Source organism: Sporosarcina sp. A2, assembly GCF_050858885.1.
Lineage (GTDB): Bacteria > Bacillota > Bacilli > Bacillales_A > Planococcaceae > Sporosarcina.
Genome location: NZ_CP193898.1, coordinates 1,917,490 through 1,936,025, shown reverse-complemented (window position 1 = coordinate 1,936,025; position 18,536 = coordinate 1,917,490). Strand labels below are relative to the sequence as shown.

The following is an 18,536-nucleotide window of genomic DNA, read 5'->3' as shown; positions in this document are numbered from 1 at the left end:
TTGAAAGGTTTTTTATTATTCTGTGAAAGCGGTTGCATGTATACATATTCAGTAGAATATACAAAAACCATAATTATGAGACGGAGGGAATAGAATTGAAAATACGTTTTAACCTAGTCACACAAATCTTTGTTGCATTTGTTTTGGCTATTATACTAGGAAGTGTTTTTGGAAGTAAAATCGACTTCTTACAGCCTCTAGGTGATTTGTTCTTGCGACTCATTAAATTTGTTATAGCACCTCTTATTCTTTCGACACTCGTTGTCGGTGTAGCGAGTATGTCTGATCCTAAGCAGCTAGGCCGAATCGGATTCAAAACGATTGCCTACTATTTATGCACTACAGCGATTGCGATTGTTATCGGTTTGTCAGTTGCTTTTCTCATTAACCCAGGCACTGGAGTTAATATCTCAACCGATGAAGGTACTATTCCTGAAGCTGCCGTTGCAGAACCACAAAGTGCTATCGATACATTTTTGAATATTGTTCCAACGAATCCATTTGAAGCACTCGCTTCAGGGAATATCCTACAAATCATTTTCTTTGCTTTGTTCATCGGAATCGCGATTACGATGGTAGGAGAGAAAGCTTCTCCTGTACTCGCTTTCTTCGAAGGATTTGCAGAAATCATGTACAAAATCACGGGCATCATTATGCGTGTTGCACCGTTTGGTATTCTTGGTTTAATGGCTCCAGTTGTCGGAGAGTATGGGGTATCAGTGTTGTTACCCTTACTAAAAGTCGTGTTAGCTGTGTACATCGCATGTATTGTCCATGCACTCGTCGTGTACTCGATTGCAGTTAAAACAATGGGCAAACTAAGCCCAATCACATTCTTTAAAGGGATTTTCCCGGCTGCCTTAGTCGCATTCAGTACTGCGAGTAGTGCGGGTACACTTCCGATTACTATTAAAAACACAACAGAAAATCTTGGTGTCCCAAAACGGATTGCAAGTTTTGTACTGCCGCTTGGTGCAACTATTAATATGGACGGAACAGCAATCTATCAAGGTGTTGCTGTTGTGTTCATCGCTCAATTCTTCGACCTTCAACTTACGTTCATGCAACTCCTAACAGTTGTCTTGACGACAGTGCTCGCATCGATTGGAACAGCGGGGGTTCCAGGTGCTGGCATGATTATGCTTGCGATGGTCTTGAATTCGGTAAATATGCCGCTTGAAGGGATTGCTCTTATTGCGGGAATTGACCGTGTTCTCGATATGATGCGCACATCAGTTAACATTGTGGGCGATGCATCTGCAGCAGTTATTGTAGCAGGATCGGAACGGGAAATTAAGCCGATTGAGACTTCTGTTCATTCATAAATACACAAAAAAACGCGTCTTCCAATATATATGGGAGGCGCGTTTTTCATTATTTTCTTTCTTCACGAAAGTCTGCCACTTGCTAATCATATAGTTGTAGAAGAATGCAATTAGGTGGTGAACTCATTTGGAAAGTGTGCGAAAAATTGTAGCCCTGTTAATTGGCAGTGTGATACTTGCTGTTGGCCTGAATGTTTTTCTCATTCCGCATGGCTTGATGGAAGGAGGCGCGCTTGGTATTAGCTTGATTGTCCACTATGTAACGGAGACTCGGGTAGGTTTGACGTTTTTAATAATCAGTATACCTATATTCTTGTTAACATGGTTTGTCTACCGACCATTCTTTTACAATGGCATTCACGGAATGCTTATCTCCGCCGTTGTTATTGATACATTAGCACCGTTAAGGGGAGTTGCAGCGTTGTTACCTGGTGGTGCAATTTCAAGTGCTGCTACCGGTGGAGTCCTGATTGGAATAGGTACAGGTCTCATGTTGCGGCGAGGAATTAGTATTGGCGGAACAGATTTGCTGGCTCAGCTTGTAGCGAAAGGATTGAAAACCAACTCAGGTCTCATTATCCTTGTTTTTGACGTAATTATTGTGACTGTAGGTAGTTTGTTAGTTCCCGCTGTCTCATTAGTTCTCTCGTTAATAACGGTGTGTTGTGTGGGCATTACCATTAGTTTTATTGTTTCTAGGGAAATTAGTAGATTCCCTTCTGGAAGCATTTCAAAACTCGCTTAGTTCAGTTACGTTTCCTTTTCCGTTTCCATTTCGTTGTTCGCGGCTAGTTGATAACTTTGGTAGATATCCAATGTATTGACTAAAATGAGTAGAAAAACTATGGCAGCGGAAAACCAAAAGTATCCATCACCACTAATGGGAGAACCTGTTTTAGGTCGTCCTTCATACAATGAATCGACCATTCGGGTTAGTAATGGAATGTTTAAGAATAATGGGACTAACGTGCATGTCCAGCTCATGTTAAGAAGTAACTTTGCTGCTGCACGTTTTTTGCTCCACACGCCTGCATACGCGCCAAGTGTGATTTCGATAACGCCTAATAGAAGGATGAGCGGTATGTAGAGACTGAGCGCAAATACATCTTCACTGTTCATGGAATCACGTCCTTTTCATACAAATTGTATCCGGAAAGCTGAAGTTTTAGTCATATCCAGTGAAATTTGAGTAAGTATGTGGACTTATATGTTATGCGTCTCCATTTCAGGGTATTAGAATACCATCTGATCTATTTAGGAGTCGTTGCCCTTGGAGAAAGAGTTTTGGAAGAATCCAGTATTTATCATCTCTGCATCTGTTATTTTTGTCATAGTTTTACTTGGTGCGGTCATGAATGAAAAATTCAGTTTGGTAGCAAATAAGCTATATGAATTCACGACGAGAAGTTTTGGCTGGTTCTACTTGCTCGTTGTATTTGCGTTAATTGTTTTCCTGATTGGACTAGCGCTTAGTAAATTTGGAGCAATTCGATTAGGCGGAGATGAGGAACGACCAGATTTTCCGTTCTTCACGTGGATCGGTATGCTATTTTCTGCAGGTTTTGGTGTCGGTCTAGTATTTTATGGTGTAGCAGAACCGATGAGTCACTATATTAATGCACCAGTTTCAGGGGTCAAGCCAGGAACGGAAGAAGCGGCCAGACTTGCAATGGGCTATTCGTTTTTCCATTGGGGTATTTCTCAATGGGCAATTTTTGGTTTAGTAGGACTTGTTATTGCATTTTTACAGTTTAGGAAAAAGAAAGACGGACTTATTTCAACAGCTTTGGAGCCAGTAGTAGGTTCCAATAAGTATTTAAAAGGCGGCATAGATTCGTTAGCCGTCATTGCAACTGTAATGGGAATTGCGACTTCTCTCGGCCTTGGTGTGTTGCAGATGAGTGGCGGGTTAGAGTATGCATTCGGTATTAGCGATACATTCCTTGTACAGTTTTCAATTATTGCCGTCGTATTCATAGCGTATATGATTTCGGCATCCACAGGTTTAGAAAAAGGAATTCGCTATTTAGGGAATTTTAACTTAGGTCTTGCAATAACCTTACTCGTATTTTTCTTCATCGTCGGTCCAAAAGTATTTATCCTGGATACCTTTACGTTGGCAATCGGAGATTACATTTCGAATTTCATTCAATATAGTTTACGGTTACAGCCTTATGGTGAAGGAACATGGGTACAAAAATGGACGATCTTTTACTGGGCTTGGACAATTGCATGGTCGCCATTTGTCGGTGCCTTTGTCGCTCGCGTATCTAAAGGACGGACAATCCGTGAATTCATAATCGGTGTTATGGTTATCCCTCCAGTATTCGCATGTATGTGGGTTGCGACTCTAGGTGGAACTGCGTTATACAGTGATTTGAAAAACGGTACAAATATTGCGGAAGTGGTCAATCAAGACGTCACATCAGCGCTGTTTGAAACGTTCCAACATATGCCGTTTACAGGGTTGTTAACGTTTTTAGCAATCATTCTAATCTTTACATTCCTTATCACATCTGCAGACTCTGCAACTTATATTTTAGCGAGTATGACAACACGGGGAAGCTTAGTACCTCCAATGGCGGTTAAATTGACTTGGGGTGTACTTATGGCAGCCATTGCAGCAGTACTGCTCTATGCGGGTGGGTTAGAAGCACTGCAATCAGCATCTTTAGTTTCGGCATTGCCGTTTGGTGTATTTTTGATTATTATGCTCTTTTCTATGGTGAAGATGTTGAAAAAAGAACCTATAACAGTACGTCCACGAGATGTGCGACGTTTTGAGCGTGTAGAAGCTGAGTACAATAAGAAAAAGGAACGAAGTAAAACGAAACACAAGAAAAAAGATGGAATGGACAAATAATATGGATTAAAAAAACAAGCAATCGAGTCAGTTAACTCGGTTGCTTGTTTTATTTTTTGCAGTAATAGAGATTTCTTTATTATCTGGTAGGACTAAGCAATTTAACTGTCCTCCAAATACGGCTCCTCCATCGATACCGATGATTGAATTCGTTCCATAATAGATACTATTATTGCTCTCGTCATTATGTAAGCTTTTTGTTGGGGTGTGTCCGAAAACTACCGTTTTCGGCCCAGCGTAATTATTATGAAATTCATCTCGAATCCAAATCAGCTCATAAGGATCTGTTTCTTCTAGTGGTACACCAGGTTTCACTCCAGCATGGATATAAATAGTATCATCTTCTTCTATGTAATAAGGAAGGTCCTCGATGAATGCTATGTGGCGGTTGAGGTGATCTGAGTGCAGGTAAGGTTTATGGAATTCATCTTCGTCTGAAAATAAGAAAGAATCCCGCTCAAAACCATAACTCTGCAATGTTGCATCTCCACCATTGCGACCTGTCCAATTGCGCCATGATCGTTCATTACCCTCTACTAGAGACTTGATCATCATATCTTCATGATTTCCTTTAAGAGCGACTGCGCCACCTTGGACTAGCTCTATTACTTTGTCGAGCGTCGCTTTTGAATCCGGTCCTCGATCTATGTAATCGCCAAGTAAAAAGAGTCGATCTTTTTTTGAATCATATGCTACCTTTTTTAATAAGCTAATCAGCATATCTAGCTCGCCGTGTATGTCACTGATGACTAATGTTCGTTTCACGCAACTCTTCCTTTCTCTCCACACTCTACACATAGAGTACGCCAAATTTTCCGGGAAATCAATTTCAGTAAACTTGTAACGGATTTCAATGTATATCGTCTGATTCAGTAATATGAGGAGGCAGAGATAGTGAGGAAATTAGCGATTATTTTCAGTTTAATGATAATTATCTGGTCAATACCGCTTGAAAAGAAGGTACGTGCATGTTCATGTGTGGAACTTCCTCCAGTATCCGTGGCTAAAGAAGAAGCGGATGCTGTATTTCTAGGGACGATTAGGGACATCGTCGACGAGGATACTCAGAGAATAGTGACCATTAATGTTCGCGAAGCGTGGAAAGGTGTGGAAACGGAAACAATCAAAGTCTACACAGGATTTAACAGTGGGGATTGTGGTCTCCCCATTGAGATTGGTGGAAGCTATTTGTTTTACGCGAATGATTTTAGCGAGGGAGAAGAACCCGGTTTTTTAACAAGTACGATATGTACACGTACGACAACGGAAATGAATGCCGCGAACGATTTAAAGGAGCTTGGAGAGGGGAAGAAAGAGTTTATCCAAAGTGAACCAAGCTCTTCGTCAAACAACTATAATGTCTGGTTATTCCCGAGTATTGGTGGAGTTATTGTGGTCCTTTTCATTCTATCTTGGATCATTCGAAAGAAGAGAAATTAGAGAAAAGGTAGAAAGCGTTGCAAAGGACTTTCAGATGGAATTAAGTACTCGATATCCTTTAACGCTATTGGAAAGTATGGGAATCCCCATACGTATGGGGTGATTTCATACAATTGAAAATAGATCACGAGTGAATTATCCGCCAGATAGAAGTCTTGGTCTCTTCTGATCTCTGTGAAGGGTGGGTCAAGTAGGTCAACATGCCATTCCTCAATTTTTTTCCGAATGTGATTGGAAATCGGCTCTTCAAAATCTTTAGAGCCAAGTAGATTGTGAAGTGAATATTTTTTCCCGGTTTGCGTATCGAACGTCAAGGGACGAACGACCGTCATGCCATGTGCGCCACCAGTGAATGAGTAGGCTACGAGAGTCAAACTTAATAGGTCTCTTTCGTTTGTTTTGATTTCGAAGTAAACGAGGAGTTCGACTAAACTTGGATCGTAGTAGTTTTGGTCGATGAGTAACTGATTTAACTCGTTCCGGATTTGAGTGTTGAGACTATGCTGTACGACAGGAAGGTGGGGAAGCAGGACTTCCGGATATGCAATGGAGATGGATGGGGAGGGGTTCGGCATTTGGCGTGTTGTGATTAGTACCGATATATTTTTCAAAACATCATCCTTTCTTCAATGCATTATGCTATGCAAGCATGGGCATTCCGATACCTATACGTCAGAAATATAACGGTGTACGCTTAAAAGTGTACACCGTTATATTTTTGTATTGATGGTATACTATGGATTTGTTTTTGCTATGGTTTAAGTGATGAGATCTTAATAACTATTAATGCAATACATAGTGCAACACTCTGGTAAATTATGCCGAGATTATGTCAACGTGTTATTGAATAAAACTTATTGAGCGAACTGATTAAATTAGACGTTGAAAAGGGGAAGAGTAAGATTAATTTAGATTCCATTAATAGCACTTTTAACTTAGGAGATATGATATTCAAACTGATTTCACTTGGTTTTGTAGTAGTAATCATCGCTTTGATTGTATTCTTGATCCATAATAAAAATAAGCGGAAGCAGCAACTTAATAAAATTGATAACATGAATCACGGAACAAAATAACAGAAATGAGTAAGTGTTAGATTTTTTTATTTAACGAGCTCGATAATGAAATAAAGATTGTGCTCGTTCCGGTTATAGGGCTTTAAGATTGTTGAACGAAATTGATAGTAAAGAATTAGGAGGGTTCACGTTGAAAAAATATATTATTTGGCCATTAGTAGTCTATTTGATCGTATGTATTATTGCCGTCTCACTACCTGCCTCTGAAGAGTATAACTTTATAGGGTGGAAATTGTTAGTCGCGCAAGTTTATGCAATTCCCATTTTGGTTGTGACTGCGTTGATTTCATATTTTTTATATAAAAGAACTTAAGCAATTCGTAAGTGGTTGCAAATAAGATATATAATTCCCTCCGGTCAAGAGGATGCTTTGAGCTACAAGTCGGGCGTTCTCTGAGGGGTATGGCTAGACTCAATCCATAAGAAATGGTTCACATTATTGTATTTTCAAAACTAGAAGAACTTAAGGAACCACTTTACAAGGTCACAAGACTCACACTGAGCGTTACGGAGTCGGCCACCATTCGCATCAAACGACTGAGCGAATTGTGAATGAAGTTCATTCAACAAACGGGCCAGTTTGTGTAGGAAGAACAGGATGTTTTACGAGGGGGGAATGAAGTGGAATCAGATGTTATCAAGCAAATTATAAAAGGATTGTGTAAAGTAAACGATATTTCTCTTAGAAAAGTTAGATTCGAAAGTATTGAAGGTGTCGTAATTATAGGTGTTAAAAATCATTTAAAAGATGGTGTGGATTTAGAATGTTTCCATATTTTAAATCTGATTTATCAAGTGATTACTCCGTTTGGGGTTAAGTTTAATCAGCAATTATATTTATATCCAAATTCAAAATGAGTAGCCAGGATAACTGTAATGTTCCAAAAAGAGGAATATGATTCTTTAAATATGAAAATGAAAAATGGTGACATAGATAATTAAACAACATTCGGGGGCAATTGAAGAAGAAGGACCAATCCTTTTATTGGTCTTTTTCAACACAATAAAGGTGGCATAACTTTAAAAGTTATGCCACCTTTATTGTAAGTATCGATTAATTAAGAACTTTATAAATAACCTGAAATCCATACGAGATTGGAGATGGATTGTGAATTAGCGTACTTCATCTAGCGCCACGGGGGGGGGCACCTATTACTATTCCACGAATTTGGCGTGATTAGCAAGGTAGTTGTCGTCCTTTGCTAGTTACAGAATGACAATGGGAAGTTACTATTATAACTAATCCGGCAAGACACAATCTTAATTAGTGATTATGTAGATAGCTAAAGGAGGCAGTATGTATGACAATCAATAGTCGTATTAAAATGCCATTAGGATTTTGGGATGGGTTACGTCAATTAGGAATTGCCACCCAGGACGTGGTTCGAAAAGCACGACTACCGCTCACTATTATTACTGAACCAGTTGTCACTACTGCCCAATACTTCGCAATCTGGCAGGCGTATTCCAATCTCATGGATGATGCTTCCAAAGGTATCATTAAGCTTGCGACCGCATTTGAAACAGCACATTATCCACCGTCCGTATTAACGGCTTATCACGCTCGTGACTACCGTGATGCTCTAAACCGAATGGCCAGGTACAAACAACTGTGTCCACCTGAAAAGTTACTCATTACCGAGGAAGGCGAAGACTGTACAATCGAACTCGAATGGTCGTATACCAACCAACCCGGTCCGCCGATACTCGTGGGTATCACGTTGGCGTTTCTCTTGGAGCTAGGGCGTCGGGGAACGGGTCAACCATTGACGGCGAATTTTGTCGAATTTTCACACCCAATGGGCGATGTGAAGACACTGGAAGATTACTTCGGCTGCCCTGTCCGGATTGGTTCGAATTGCAATCGGTTGACGCTACATCGAAGAGATTTAGACTGTCCTTTTGTTTCGTATAATGCAGAGTTACTGGAGATTCTTATTCCTGTACTGGATCAATCGTTAGGAGAGCAACAACATTGCCGCTCAATAACAGAGATGGTCAAGTGGATCATAAAACATAGCCTAGCAGGAGGTCGCCCAGACATTCAGACTATTGCTAGAGAAATAGGCATGAGCAATCGTACCTTGCAGCGCCGGCTTTCGGAAGAAGGGACAAGTTTCAAGAGTCTGTTGACTCAAACACGACACGATCAGGCACGAGAGTACTTGAGAGATTCATCGCTTGATATTAAAGAAGTGGCATTTCTGATTGGATATGAAGACCAAAACTCGTTCTATCGCGCCTTCCACCTTTGGGAAGGTGATACTCCTTCAAACTGGCGTATTGAACATGTAGGTACCAGCCCAATCAATTAATTTTGTCTTGAAAGTAAGTATTGAAAACTGGATTAAAAGGGGAAATATATAATGGATATGGGATTAAACAATAAAACAGCATTAGTTACAGGGTCGACGAAAGGTATAGGTAAAGCAATTGCGATTGAACTTGCCAAAGAAGGTGTTAATGTTCTAATTAATGGACGGAATTATGAAGAGGTAGAACAAATTGTAAATGAAATTAAATCCAATTTCCCTGCTACCTCTCCTCAAAATGCTACAGCCGATATTGTGGTTGTTCAACAAAGAGAGGATTTATTCGAAAAGTACCCCGATATTGATATTTTAGTTAACAATATGGGTATTTATGAAATTATGCAATATGAGGATGTTGACGATGAAGTATGGATTAAATATTTTCGTACTAATGTTCTAGCTGCAAATGGATTATCTAAATTTTATTTACCTAAAATGATGAATAAAGATTATGGCCGCATCATCTTTATCGCGAGTGAAGAAGCAATTATGCCATCGGGACAAATGCCTCAGTATTGTATGACAAAGTCCATGCTATTATCATTGTCAAAAAGCTTATCTAAATTAACAGTAGGAAAAGAAGTTACAGTCAATACAATCATGCCGGGACCAACGTTGTCTGAAAATGTACAGCAAATAATAGAGGGGATCTACACTAATGAAGATATGACTTTTTTGGAAAAAGAGAAAGACTTTATGACTAAAAATTTACCCCAATCTGAAATACAGCGATTTATCAAGCCAATTGAAATAGGTAGACTTGCTACATTTGTATGTAGTCCTTATGCATCCGCATTTAAAGGGTCCCCAATCCGTATGGACGGGGGAATGGTACCGACTATTTTTTAACACTCTTCTATTTCGAGAATTAGAAAAAAAGAAAAGAAAAGAAAAGAAAAGGGTACCTATGCAAGAAACTTTCGTGTTTGTTTAAAATACATGTCAGTTTCACACACAGGTACTTTTCAATTTATACCTACGCCTATTATTAGGTGTGGGTTTTTCAACATTTCTATTTGGAGAGTGTAATTGTTTCTTGCATGAGTTCATTTAAATATAAGGTATTCAATTTATCATTCAAGAGAAGTCCGATAACTTGCTGGAGTTTTGGTACAATATAGTAGATATGTTGATTTCGTATGTCAACAATAATCGAGGGCATTTCTTGAAGAAGAACTGCACCCTTTTTCAGTAATAGGACCATTTTGTTGGGGAATCTTAAAGAAGGGGGGTTAGGAGTATGAGGGTAATAGTTTATAATTCATTTGCGATTATCGGTGTAACTATTAGCCTTGCAATTGCAACTGTTCTAGGAACTTACGGTCAAGGTATATCTTATTTTTTGAATGAACGCAACCCGTCAATTGAGTTAACAACTGCTATTACTATCGTAACTTTCCTTAGTATTGGATTGTATATAACTAACCCCATTTTATTAATTAAATTTTTGAAACTCAAAAATGTATATCTCATTGCGTGTGTTATCGTTTCTGTCTTAATAGGACTTCTTATTTCTATGTTTTCTTTTTTCGTTTGGGCGATGTGGATGGGATGAATTTTGCATTAACGGGTGCGTTTGTTGGAAAGTGAATTCTGCTTTTCTTAAACTATCGGGCCAAATAATTGAGCATTTTGTATACGGAGGTGTGTTGCCGTGCTGTGGGATAAACCCAAATGTATTGAATGTGATAAAGAGATTAAAGAAAACGACATTGTTTTTGTGAAAATGCGTTATCCTAAACGTAAAGAATTTACAGAAATAAAAGTATATTTAAGGAACGAAGGTGAATTCGTTTGCGAAGGATGTTTTAATAATAAAACCTGATAATCATTGTTCCAGAAACGGGTGCGATTGTTCAACAACTAAAATCCGAACCATAATTGCTGGGATGTATAAAACAAATAGCCGCGACAACGTCGATATTGACAAATGTCTAATCCAAGATCCAATCGCTGATCGGATCATGAAGACGATAAAAAGCATTATGAAAAAATATAAAATGAAACCTTACAATGAAGATACCGGCCAGGGCTTTTTAAGGCATGTGCTAATTTAGACCGGCTACGCAACTGGAGAAGTGATGGTTGTTTTAGTTATATCGGACTCTATGTTCCATGGCAGGAAAAACTTTGTCAGTATTTTGAAGAAGAAACATCCTCAAATAACAAGGGTCATTTTAAATGTAAATAAGAAAGATACATCCATCCATGATTTTAGGGGAAACCGAATCCATTACCTATGGGAAAGGATTTATCGAAGACATCTTTTGTGGGCTGCGTTTTCGAATTTCATCAAAATCATTTTATCAAATCAATCCAACACAGACAGAAGTTTTGTATAAAAAAGGGATAGAGATGGCTGATTTTAAGGGCATGAAAAAATAATCGATGCTTATTCAGGTGTTGGAACAATTTCTTTAATCGTTGCTGATCAAGTCAAAGAAGTTATCGGAGTAGAAATCAATAATGATGGTGTAAAAGACGCAGTTATGAATGCAAAACGGAATAACATTAACAACGTACGTTTTCACCGAGCAGATGCGGGGAAATTCATGGTCGAACTGGCAATGAAAAACGAGGCGATTGATGCAGTCATTATGTATCCTCCAAGCAGGTAGCGACGAAGCGTTTCTAACTTCTATGTGCAAATTAAAGCCGAAAAAAATCGTTTATATTTCTTGCAATACAGAAACACAGGCGAGAGATTTAGCATTTTTAGTTGAACACGGATATCAAGTTAAAGGCATACAGCCTGTCGATATATTTCCGCAAACAAATCTTATTGAAACAGGCACTCGCCTAACGAGAAATGACACGACATTAAAATAAAAGCCTAAACCTCATTTCTCTGTTTTGTAATTAGAGGGTTGAGGGTTAGGCTTTTTACAATCATTTTTGTATTTAGAACGTTTTAGTTCTTACGCTTTACTTCGATTCTATAGCCGTCAGGGTCAGTAACAAAGAAGTAAGAAGGTGTTCCACCTGAAAGTCCTCTCAATTCACCTGTTTCATAAGAAGAAGCTTTACAAATTTCATGCATTTCTTCTAAATTATTTACTGTTACGCCTAAATGACTGAAACCATCTCCTATAACATATGGATCTGCATCATAATTATAAGTAAGTTCTATTTGTACTGAAGAACCTGGTGAATTTAAATAGATTAAATCAAATTTATCATCAGGGAATTGTCTGCGACTGGCTACTTCAAAATCAAAAAGCTCAGTATAAAAATCTAAAGTAGCATCAATGTCTCTAACACGTAAACAAATTTCAACGAGCACTTGGTCCATTATATCATCCTCCGTAATTTTATTGATCTTATCTTATCATAGATACTATATAAGTACACTTGATGCGATTGAATAAAGTTAATTGTTATATAAAATGGTTGGACTGATTTAAAACAGTATCTTAATTCCAACATACAAGATAAGTTAAGTGGAAAAGTGGCGCAAGAAAGCTTAAACATCTTGCCTCTATGCAATATTAGGGGTCGCAAACCGATAATGATTTTTGGTGTGCCGCCTGCTTTTACTTAGATTCGATTTCTTCTGGGAAGGTATTGTACCTTTTTTATAATTCTTGTCTTTTCAATTTTCGCTATATACCATTCGGCAAAAAGCAACACAGTAATTGTTCTAGAAGTCATTACGGGCGTTACGCAATTCGATAAAGTCCTCCAATGTTTCCACTTGCAAAAAGAGGTTAATTTCCTTCTCCCTGCCGATCGTTGTCGGGAGTGTTGGCTGTCCTTTAGCACACAATTCCCGGACTTCTTCCAATGATTTGGAAATTATTTTATTTTCCGGATGCATGTCGTATGCAAAACGTAAATTAATTTCGGTATACTCGTGACCGGGATAAACATTTATATCATCATCCAAGCGCTTAAATTTCTGCAAAGTTTCATATTGAGCTTCGTAATCGCCGGTAAAAACCCGGCCGCATCCTGCTGAAAACAAGGCATCCCCGCAAAAGAGATTATCTCCCATTAAAAAACTGATATGGCCATGCGTATGACCTCCTGATTCGTAGACTTGGAAAGTTTGGCCCAACAAGTTAAAGGAGTCCCCTTCCTTTACAACACTATTCACCAAGCCTTTCGTTTCTTTCGGTCCATAAACAAGACTTTCCGGATGACTCGCTAGAATCTCCCGTACCCCGCCGGTATGATCTTCATGCATATGAGTTAATAGAATGGCCGCCAAACGAAGCTGCTTTTCTTCAAGGTAATCAAGGACAACTCTCGCTTTTCCTGGATCAACCACAACTGCCTCTGTTTCTTCTTGAATGCACCATATATAATTATCAGAAAAGGCTTTGATTGGATAAATAATCACCTTATGATTCCTCCTCTTTTTATATATTTAATTTGCCGTATGAAGACTATTATTCACCTTCCACCGACAAGTTTTAGTTTAGCTTACTATCATAACACAGAGATTATTAATATACATGAAGGAGACAACCTCCTCTGTCTGTAATTCAATCCTTAATCCTGTTATTTTGAAAAAAGGTATTGTTTATCATTTTGGGGAGAACCACAACGGATTTGAGAAAAGATTGAACTGCTTTAATGAATATTAATAAAAAACATTTTTTGTACATCCACTCTATTAGAAGGAGTAAACCTTCCAGCAAAAAACATTTTCATTTTAAGTAATGCCTTTGGTCTATGGAAGTTTTCAAAGATTGATTATTGGAATTTAGCTGGTAAAGTAGGAGATTAACTGAAGATCTAAGCTTCTTATTTATACAATAGGTAAGGTAATTGCTATTAATTAGGAAAATGCTACTCCGTATATTTTATTCTGTTGGCACTGTAACCTCAGCACATGTTGAGTCTATAGTGTTGGTAGAGAAGAAATAGCTTGAAACGGCTAAAAAGAAGATGATAAAGGGCTTAGGTTCTGATTAAGAGTTCATGCTGTTGAGCCGAGAGGAGGTAGAGTTATCGGGAAATCTGGTGGTAAATTTAAAAAGACTCCTGAGCATTATAAATGCAATAGTACTTTTGAATTTTGAAAAACTCGGTATCCCATAATAGGTGAATAGGTGTTCTTGCTATTCTTCTATATCCATTTTTAATGGTGTTAAGTAATAGAGAGAGGTACATAGGAGAATAGTGAATTGTTTATGCTAGATAAGGGTGCTGATTATTTAATAAGGATCATACTACAATCGGGCCATTTAGTTGAAGAAGAGTTTGGTTAATGGTGGTGAAATATTGTTAAATATAGGAGGGATATTATTGGACTCAATTTTCTATTTTAATATGTTTAGAAATATAATCTCCGAGTTTTTCCAAAATGGTATTTGGGTAGTCGGCTTTTTCTACTTGCTAATCAAGACATTTGAAAGTGATAGACTTAAACAGATTTCTAAATATGTTATAGGAACTTCTTTGGCATTACTATTTGTTTATTCAATAATGGTTAGTATGTAATATTTTTCTGTTCCCAACTAACGGGGGCAATTTTTTAACAAGGATTTGCACCCTTTTCAGTAATAGGGCCAAATTGTTAGTTGAATATGAGGAATGAGGACTTGAAAGATCATATTGTGATTCATAATTTAGTACCTAAGTTTTTGGGTTTTTATAAGAAGGCAACTACTAAAGATATTGGAAGTGAAGAGAGATGGAAACTATGGAAAGAGCACTATAATTTTGCTGCTGTCCCTCCAGGTGAGAACGGTAAGAAGATAGCTAAAAAACTATTAAATGATGCATGGGATAAATATTCTGATTATATTAGTCTTATAGAAAATTGGAAACCTGATGAATCTCTTGTGAGAGAACATCTGACAGAAGTTAAGAAGATATTAGGTTACGACAGTGCCTTTACCTTCGGTATAATTTATTTCGTAGGAGGATTTGAAAAAAATCCTTTTATAGCTCCACTTGATGAAGAAACGTTAGCATTGTGTTTACCTATTGAAACTGAGATCTCAGATATTTTCTTAACGCATGAATTAACACACATAGTACATACTAAAACTGCTAATTTATCAGGGGATTGGGAAAGAACAATTGGTACTGCTATTTTGCAAGAAGGTCTAGCAACGCAAGTAAGTAAACAACTTGTTCCTGGTAAACAAACCGAAGATTATTTAGCAGAAGATAATAAGGATTGGTTTCAAGAATATAAATCTATGCATAAAGAGATCCTAGAAGGAATAATTCCATATTTAGAAGACTCATCATCACAGACACTCACTAAGTTTATGTTGGGTGAAGGTACTACGGGAAATGAAAGAGAAAGATATTTTGTTGGGTGGGAAATAGTCAAAATGTTACAGAAGCAAGGTATATCTTTTAAAGAGATTGCAAGTATTCAAGAAATGGAGATCCCGAATTATTTACGTGAGGTATATCCCTTATTATTAGAAGATGAATCGAAGCGAAAAATCTGATTATAACTTAACATTTGAGGGTTATTAGTTGCATAAGGACTGTGCCTCAATCGGGGGGATTTGTCGGATAAGGTATACTCATTTTACTGTTGATTGTTGAATACACATGTTTTGAAGTTTACTGAATTATGGTAACATATATGTAAATTGAAAAGCGATGAAGAGACAAGTACATGTGTTTAGGCAATACAGAGAACTCCATAAGCTGAGAAGGAGTATGTAGAAGCACACGGAATCAAGCCTCTGAGCTGCACATAGGATATTTTATCTTCGTGAAATTGATTATGTGTCGGGTTCTCCCGTTATAGAGGTAGAGTATATCCTATACTATATTTTGTAGGCGTACTTGAAAGGTTTTTGTGGCGACACAAGAACAAACTGGGGTGGCACCGCGAACTTCTAAATTCAGGGAGTCTCGTCCTCAAGTCTAATGACCTGGGGGTGGGATTTCTTTTTTTTGTTTTCTTCAAAAATGGATTTAGGAGTGACTGCGATGTTGAGTTTTATTAAATGGAAAAACCCTTTATTACTTCTGTTAGGTATTGGTGTATCGAATCTGGGTGGCTGGATTTATTTGATTGCACTTAACCTGATTGTTTTGGATATGACAGGATCACCATTCTCAGTATCCGTTCTTTATATACTTAAACCAGTTGCTACTTTATGTACAAATTTTTGGTCTGGAAGTTTTATTGACAGGCTAAATAAAAAGAATTTAATGATTTTCCTCGACTTGATCAGAGCGTTTTTTATATTTCTACTTCCATTTATGGATTCACTAATTTTAATATATCTATGGGTATTTATTATAAATATTGCAAGTTCAATTTTCGGACCTACGTCTATGGTTTATATGACGAAACTCATAACGAAGACAAATAGACAAAGATTTAACGCACTTAGAAATTTCATTAATTCAAGTGGTTTTATACTAGGACCTTCAATTGCAGGTTTTCTGTTTATTATTGGCTCTCCGTATCTAGCAATACAATTAAATTCCCTAGCATTATGCATATCGGCAATAATAATATTTTTACTTCCCAATTTGGACAATTTAAAAGGAGAAACTGTTATTTCTGAAAAAGTGAGCATCAGAGTAATCAGAAATGATTGGAGAGAAATACTCAGCTTCAGTAAATCAAATATGCATATTGCATGGGTGTATGTACTCTTTTGTGGAATTACTGTTTTTATGACTGGGTTAGACTCTCTAGAAGCTGCATTAGCAACTAGGGTGCTTTTTTTATCTGAAAGTACTTATGGGTTTCTTGTCAGTGTTGCCGGAATAGGAATAATAATAGGATCATTGACAAATGTTTTATTCGCTAGTCGTTTAAAAACTAGTATCATGATTGGTTTTGGAGCAATCTTTACACCGTTTGGGTATTTAATCTTTGCATTTTCCCAGAACTTTATATGGGCATCTGTAGGTTTCTTCACAATGACATTTGCCTTGTCATTTGCAAACATTGGATTTTTAACTTTTTACCAAAATCATGTACCAGTAAATATTATGGGCAGATTTTCAAGTTTTTTTGGTGTATTAGAGGCATTGCTAATAATAGTATTTACCCTGATAGTTGGTGTTTTTGCTGAGTTATATGGGATTCGTTTCATATATATTATAGGATCCTTTACTTTTCTTGGATTAGGATTTCTTGTGAGTTTAACCGTTTTGGATAAATCAAAGGAAGTCTATTATAAACAAGACAGTAAGGAATAAGAAAAAACTTCATCATACATTTCAATGATGTATAGATTGATATTCCAGAATCGGGGGCGTTTGCTATATAAGCTATTTCGTCTATATCGTAATCGGACCAGGTTAGTTTAAGTTGTGGTACTCACAATGGGTGAGTATGAATCGTTAAATGAAAATTGTGAGGGGTTTATATGAATAAAGAAATTGAAGAAATAATTGTTAAAACATTTTTCGAAAAAAGAATTCAGCAAAGAGTTCTTTTCGAACTTTCTTCATCCCAGAAACGAAGTAACGTTTTGGGAAGATTAAATATTCTTCGTACAGAATTTATGTTTCAAATACCTAAACCTAATTCAGACCCTGTGGAAATCGAGAAATTGTTGGAAAAACATGGTGCAGAAGATATGTGCTATGTAATACAAAGTCATTTTGATGGAGAAGAGTTACCACTAAAAAAAGCCTTAGAGGAATTAATATGGTATAGAGGACAATTTATAATTTCTTGCATACCAGGTAAATTAGCTTACTTTCAAGATGAACATTCAATCGGTCCTCCTCAAAGGTTTATTTTAAAAAGACAATAGTGGAAATTGAAATTCAACTAACGGGGGCAATTCTTGTACAAGGATTTGCTCCCTTTTCAGTAAAAGGACCAGATTGAATGGGAGTAATTAAATGTAAAGAAGTCGTATTGGAATCTCATTTTAGCTATTAGCCAGTACCCATAAAAGTATGTAAGAATTAGAAAAGTACCCACTAAGAAAATGGGTACTACTTATTTTTATTCATCATCTAAATCATCTTCAATAAATCCATAAACGTATTCATCGATTTCGATTAGTGTGTCGATGCTCACTGCAAATTTCATAACCTCTACTGGAAGAGAATATCCTGGTGAGCGCCCATCATACACATAAGTAACTGCACAAAATGAAGTTTTAACTCCTAGTTCATGTTTCAATTCATTAATAATGTCAACTTTATTTTTAAATATGCTAACTATTTTTTGTAATCCCATTTCAAAATTTGTTGTTTCAATAACTCCTGTGCTATATTGCCATTGTGTAATAGTGGATCGTCTTTTTGGTGTAGCCCACTCACCGACTTTCCTAGTTTCAGTAGGAGATATTTCTAATTTGTCTGTTATAGCGGTCAAAGAGAAGTCCCAATCCGGTTCGAATCTTCTGAAATCCAAATATACTTCAACTGTTGTTTTTTGACTCATAGCTAGTAACTCCTTTAGTGATAATATGTATAATTTAACAAAATACGCCGATTCTCCTTCTTTATTGACTGGGAAAAGTAATCGGATAATGTAATTTTGCTCATTATATCAAGAGGTCTATTAGGTTTCAAAAACAATAATCCGGACTATACGATTCCTAAAAGGCGTATTTTCTTA

21 protein-coding genes are annotated in these 18,536 nt (G+C 37.2%); 15 read left to right on the top strand and 6 right to left on the bottom strand.

Annotation, left to right across the window (positions count from 1 at the left end; translation table 11 throughout):
- The first annotated feature begins 101 nt into the window (after window positions 1-101).
- The gene (locus ACRPI0_RS09575; protein ID WP_432355922.1) at window positions 102-1,325 is read left to right on the top strand and encodes a dicarboxylate/amino acid:cation symporter; all 1,224 of its coding nucleotides are present in this window, start codon (window positions 102-104) and stop codon (window positions 1,323-1,325) included.
- Between the two features lie 136 nt (window positions 1,326-1,461).
- Window positions 1,462-2,070 (top strand): YitT family protein, encoded by a 609-nt coding sequence (locus ACRPI0_RS09570; protein ID WP_432352379.1) that lies wholly within the window; start codon window positions 1,462-1,464, stop codon window positions 2,068-2,070.
- Window positions 2,071-2,075: 5 nt separating this feature from the next.
- On the opposite strand, the gene ACRPI0_RS09565 is transcribed toward ACRPI0_RS09570, so the two are convergent.
- The gene (locus ACRPI0_RS09565) at window positions 2,076-2,444 is read right to left on the bottom strand and encodes a hypothetical protein (protein WP_432352377.1); all 369 of its coding nucleotides are present in this window, start codon (window positions 2,442-2,444) and stop codon (window positions 2,076-2,078) included.
- A 151-nt stretch (window positions 2,445-2,595) separates the two neighbouring features.
- Here ACRPI0_RS09565 and ACRPI0_RS09560 point away from each other — a divergent pair, with 151 nt between their 5' ends.
- A complete protein-coding gene (locus ACRPI0_RS09560) occupies window positions 2,596-4,188 on the top strand; it encodes a BCCT family transporter (protein WP_432352375.1) in 1,593 nt (530 codons plus the stop codon).
- A 27-nt stretch (window positions 4,189-4,215) separates the two neighbouring features.
- On the opposite strand, the gene ACRPI0_RS09555 is transcribed toward ACRPI0_RS09560, so the two are convergent.
- The gene (locus tag ACRPI0_RS09555; RefSeq protein ID WP_432352374.1) at window positions 4,216-4,953 is read right to left on the bottom strand and encodes a metallophosphoesterase family protein; all 738 of its coding nucleotides are present in this window, start codon (window positions 4,951-4,953) and stop codon (window positions 4,216-4,218) included.
- 129 nt (window positions 4,954-5,082) lie between these two features.
- Between ACRPI0_RS09555 and ACRPI0_RS09550 the strand changes: the two genes are divergently transcribed.
- Window positions 5,083-5,628, top strand: a complete 546-nt coding sequence (locus ACRPI0_RS09550) for a hypothetical protein (RefSeq protein WP_432352372.1) — start codon at window positions 5,083-5,085, stop codon at window positions 5,626-5,628.
- Here the strand turns inward: ACRPI0_RS09550 and ACRPI0_RS09545 are convergent.
- Window positions 5,625-6,239, bottom strand: a complete 615-nt coding sequence (locus ACRPI0_RS09545) for a DUF3298 and DUF4163 domain-containing protein (RefSeq protein WP_432352370.1) — start codon at window positions 6,237-6,239, stop codon at window positions 5,625-5,627. The two genes, ACRPI0_RS09550 and ACRPI0_RS09545, sit on opposite strands and share 4 nt — an antisense overlap.
- A gap of 333 nt (window positions 6,240-6,572) precedes the next feature.
- On the opposite strand from ACRPI0_RS09545, the gene ACRPI0_RS09540 reads away from it, so the two are divergent.
- The 8 genes from ACRPI0_RS09540 to ACRPI0_RS09505 all read left to right on the top strand — a co-directional run bounded on the left by ACRPI0_RS09540 (window position 6,573) and on the right by ACRPI0_RS09505 (window position 11,845).
- A complete protein-coding gene (locus ACRPI0_RS09540) occupies window positions 6,573-6,704 on the top strand; it encodes a DUF4083 domain-containing protein (RefSeq protein WP_432352368.1) in 132 nt (43 codons plus the stop codon).
- Window positions 6,705-6,792: 88 nt separating this feature from the next.
- On the top strand, window positions 6,793-7,017 hold the full coding sequence (locus ACRPI0_RS09535) for a DUF4017 family protein (RefSeq protein ID WP_432352367.1): 225 nt from the start codon (window positions 6,793-6,795) through the stop codon (window positions 7,015-7,017).
- A gap of 308 nt (window positions 7,018-7,325) precedes the next feature.
- Complete coding sequence (locus ACRPI0_RS09530; RefSeq protein WP_432352365.1) at window positions 7,326-7,562, top strand: hypothetical protein; 237 nt, start codon at window positions 7,326-7,328, stop codon at window positions 7,560-7,562.
- Window positions 7,563-8,005: 443 nt separating this feature from the next.
- Window positions 8,006-9,019: a helix-turn-helix domain-containing protein gene (locus ACRPI0_RS09525; RefSeq protein ID WP_432352363.1), complete on the top strand. Its 1,014-nt coding sequence runs from the start codon at window positions 8,006-8,008 to the stop codon at window positions 9,017-9,019.
- A 51-nt stretch (window positions 9,020-9,070) separates the two neighbouring features.
- Window positions 9,071-9,865: an SDR family NAD(P)-dependent oxidoreductase gene (locus tag ACRPI0_RS09520; RefSeq protein ID WP_432352361.1), complete on the top strand. Its 795-nt coding sequence runs from the start codon at window positions 9,071-9,073 to the stop codon at window positions 9,863-9,865.
- 391 nt (window positions 9,866-10,256) lie between these two features.
- Window positions 10,257-10,571 (top strand): hypothetical protein, encoded by a 315-nt coding sequence (locus ACRPI0_RS09515; protein WP_432352359.1) that lies wholly within the window; start codon window positions 10,257-10,259, stop codon window positions 10,569-10,571.
- 826 nt (window positions 10,572-11,397) lie between these two features.
- The gene (locus ACRPI0_RS09510; protein ID WP_432355921.1) at window positions 11,398-11,634 is read left to right on the top strand and encodes a methyltransferase domain-containing protein; all 237 of its coding nucleotides are present in this window, start codon (window positions 11,398-11,400) and stop codon (window positions 11,632-11,634) included.
- Complete coding sequence (locus ACRPI0_RS09505; RefSeq protein WP_432352358.1) at window positions 11,603-11,845, top strand: hypothetical protein; 243 nt, start codon at window positions 11,603-11,605, stop codon at window positions 11,843-11,845. Before ACRPI0_RS09510 ends, ACRPI0_RS09505 begins: the two co-directional genes overlap by 32 nt.
- An 82-nt stretch (window positions 11,846-11,927) precedes the next feature.
- Here the strand turns inward: ACRPI0_RS09505 and ACRPI0_RS09500 are convergent, their stop codons facing one another.
- A complete protein-coding gene (locus tag ACRPI0_RS09500) occupies window positions 11,928-12,308 on the bottom strand; it encodes a VOC family protein (RefSeq protein WP_432352356.1) in 381 nt (126 codons plus the stop codon).
- 348 nt (window positions 12,309-12,656) lie between these two features.
- A complete protein-coding gene (gene gloB / locus ACRPI0_RS09495) occupies window positions 12,657-13,358 on the bottom strand; it encodes a hydroxyacylglutathione hydrolase (RefSeq protein WP_432352354.1) in 702 nt (233 codons plus the stop codon).
- Window positions 13,359-14,565: 1,207 nt separating this feature from the next.
- Here gloB and ACRPI0_RS09490 point away from each other — a divergent pair.
- The 3 genes from ACRPI0_RS09490 (at window position 14,566) to ACRPI0_RS09480 (ending at window position 17,718) form a co-directional block, all read left to right on the top strand.
- Window positions 14,566-15,432 (top strand): DUF2268 domain-containing putative Zn-dependent protease, encoded by an 867-nt coding sequence (locus tag ACRPI0_RS09490; RefSeq protein ID WP_432352352.1) that lies wholly within the window; start codon window positions 14,566-14,568, stop codon window positions 15,430-15,432.
- A 493-nt stretch (window positions 15,433-15,925) separates the two neighbouring features.
- Window positions 15,926-17,155 carry an MFS transporter gene (locus ACRPI0_RS09485; protein ID WP_432352350.1) on the top strand — a complete coding sequence of 410 codons (1,230 nt, stop codon included), beginning with the start codon at window positions 15,926-15,928 and terminating at the stop codon, window positions 17,153-17,155.
- 170 nt (window positions 17,156-17,325) lie between these two features.
- Window positions 17,326-17,718, top strand: a complete 393-nt coding sequence (locus ACRPI0_RS09480; RefSeq protein ID WP_432352348.1) for a hypothetical protein — start codon at window positions 17,326-17,328, stop codon at window positions 17,716-17,718.
- Between the two features lie 197 nt (window positions 17,719-17,915).
- Here ACRPI0_RS09480 and ACRPI0_RS09475 read toward each other — a convergent pair whose 3' ends face one another.
- Window positions 17,916-18,359, bottom strand: coding sequence for a DUF4279 domain-containing protein (locus tag ACRPI0_RS09475; protein WP_432352346.1), 444 nt, complete (start codon window positions 18,357-18,359; stop codon window positions 17,916-17,918).
- Window positions 18,360-18,536 lie beyond the last annotated feature (177 nt).

Bases quoted from the DNA above. Each gene is read 5' to 3' on its own strand.
- ACRPI0_RS09515 (WP_432352359.1), top strand. From the start codon at position 10,257: ATGAGGGTAATAGTTTATAATTCATTTGCGATTATCGGTGTAACTATT.
- ACRPI0_RS09565 (WP_432352377.1), bottom strand. From the start codon at position 2,444: ATGAACAGTGAAGATGTATTTGCGCTCAGTCTCTACATACCGCTCATC.
- ACRPI0_RS09505 (WP_432352358.1), top strand. From the start codon at position 11,603: ATGCAGTCATTATGTATCCTCCAAGCAGGTAGCGACGAAGCGTTTCTA.
- ACRPI0_RS09525 (WP_432352363.1), top strand. From the start codon at position 8,006: ATGACAATCAATAGTCGTATTAAAATGCCATTAGGATTTTGGGATGGG.
- ACRPI0_RS09540 (WP_432352368.1), top strand. From the start codon at position 6,573: ATGATATTCAAACTGATTTCACTTGGTTTTGTAGTAGTAATCATCGCT.
- ACRPI0_RS09475 (WP_432352346.1), bottom strand. From the start codon at position 18,359: ATGAGTCAAAAAACAACAGTTGAAGTATATTTGGATTTCAGAAGATTC.
- ACRPI0_RS09520 (WP_432352361.1), top strand. From the start codon at position 9,071: ATGGATATGGGATTAAACAATAAAACAGCATTAGTTACAGGGTCGACG.
- ACRPI0_RS09485 (WP_432352350.1), top strand. From the start codon at position 15,926: ATGTTGAGTTTTATTAAATGGAAAAACCCTTTATTACTTCTGTTAGGT.
- ACRPI0_RS09500 (WP_432352356.1), bottom strand. From the start codon at position 12,308: ATGGACCAAGTGCTCGTTGAAATTTGTTTACGTGTTAGAGACATTGAT.
- ACRPI0_RS09480 (WP_432352348.1), top strand. From the start codon at position 17,326: ATGAATAAAGAAATTGAAGAAATAATTGTTAAAACATTTTTCGAAAAA.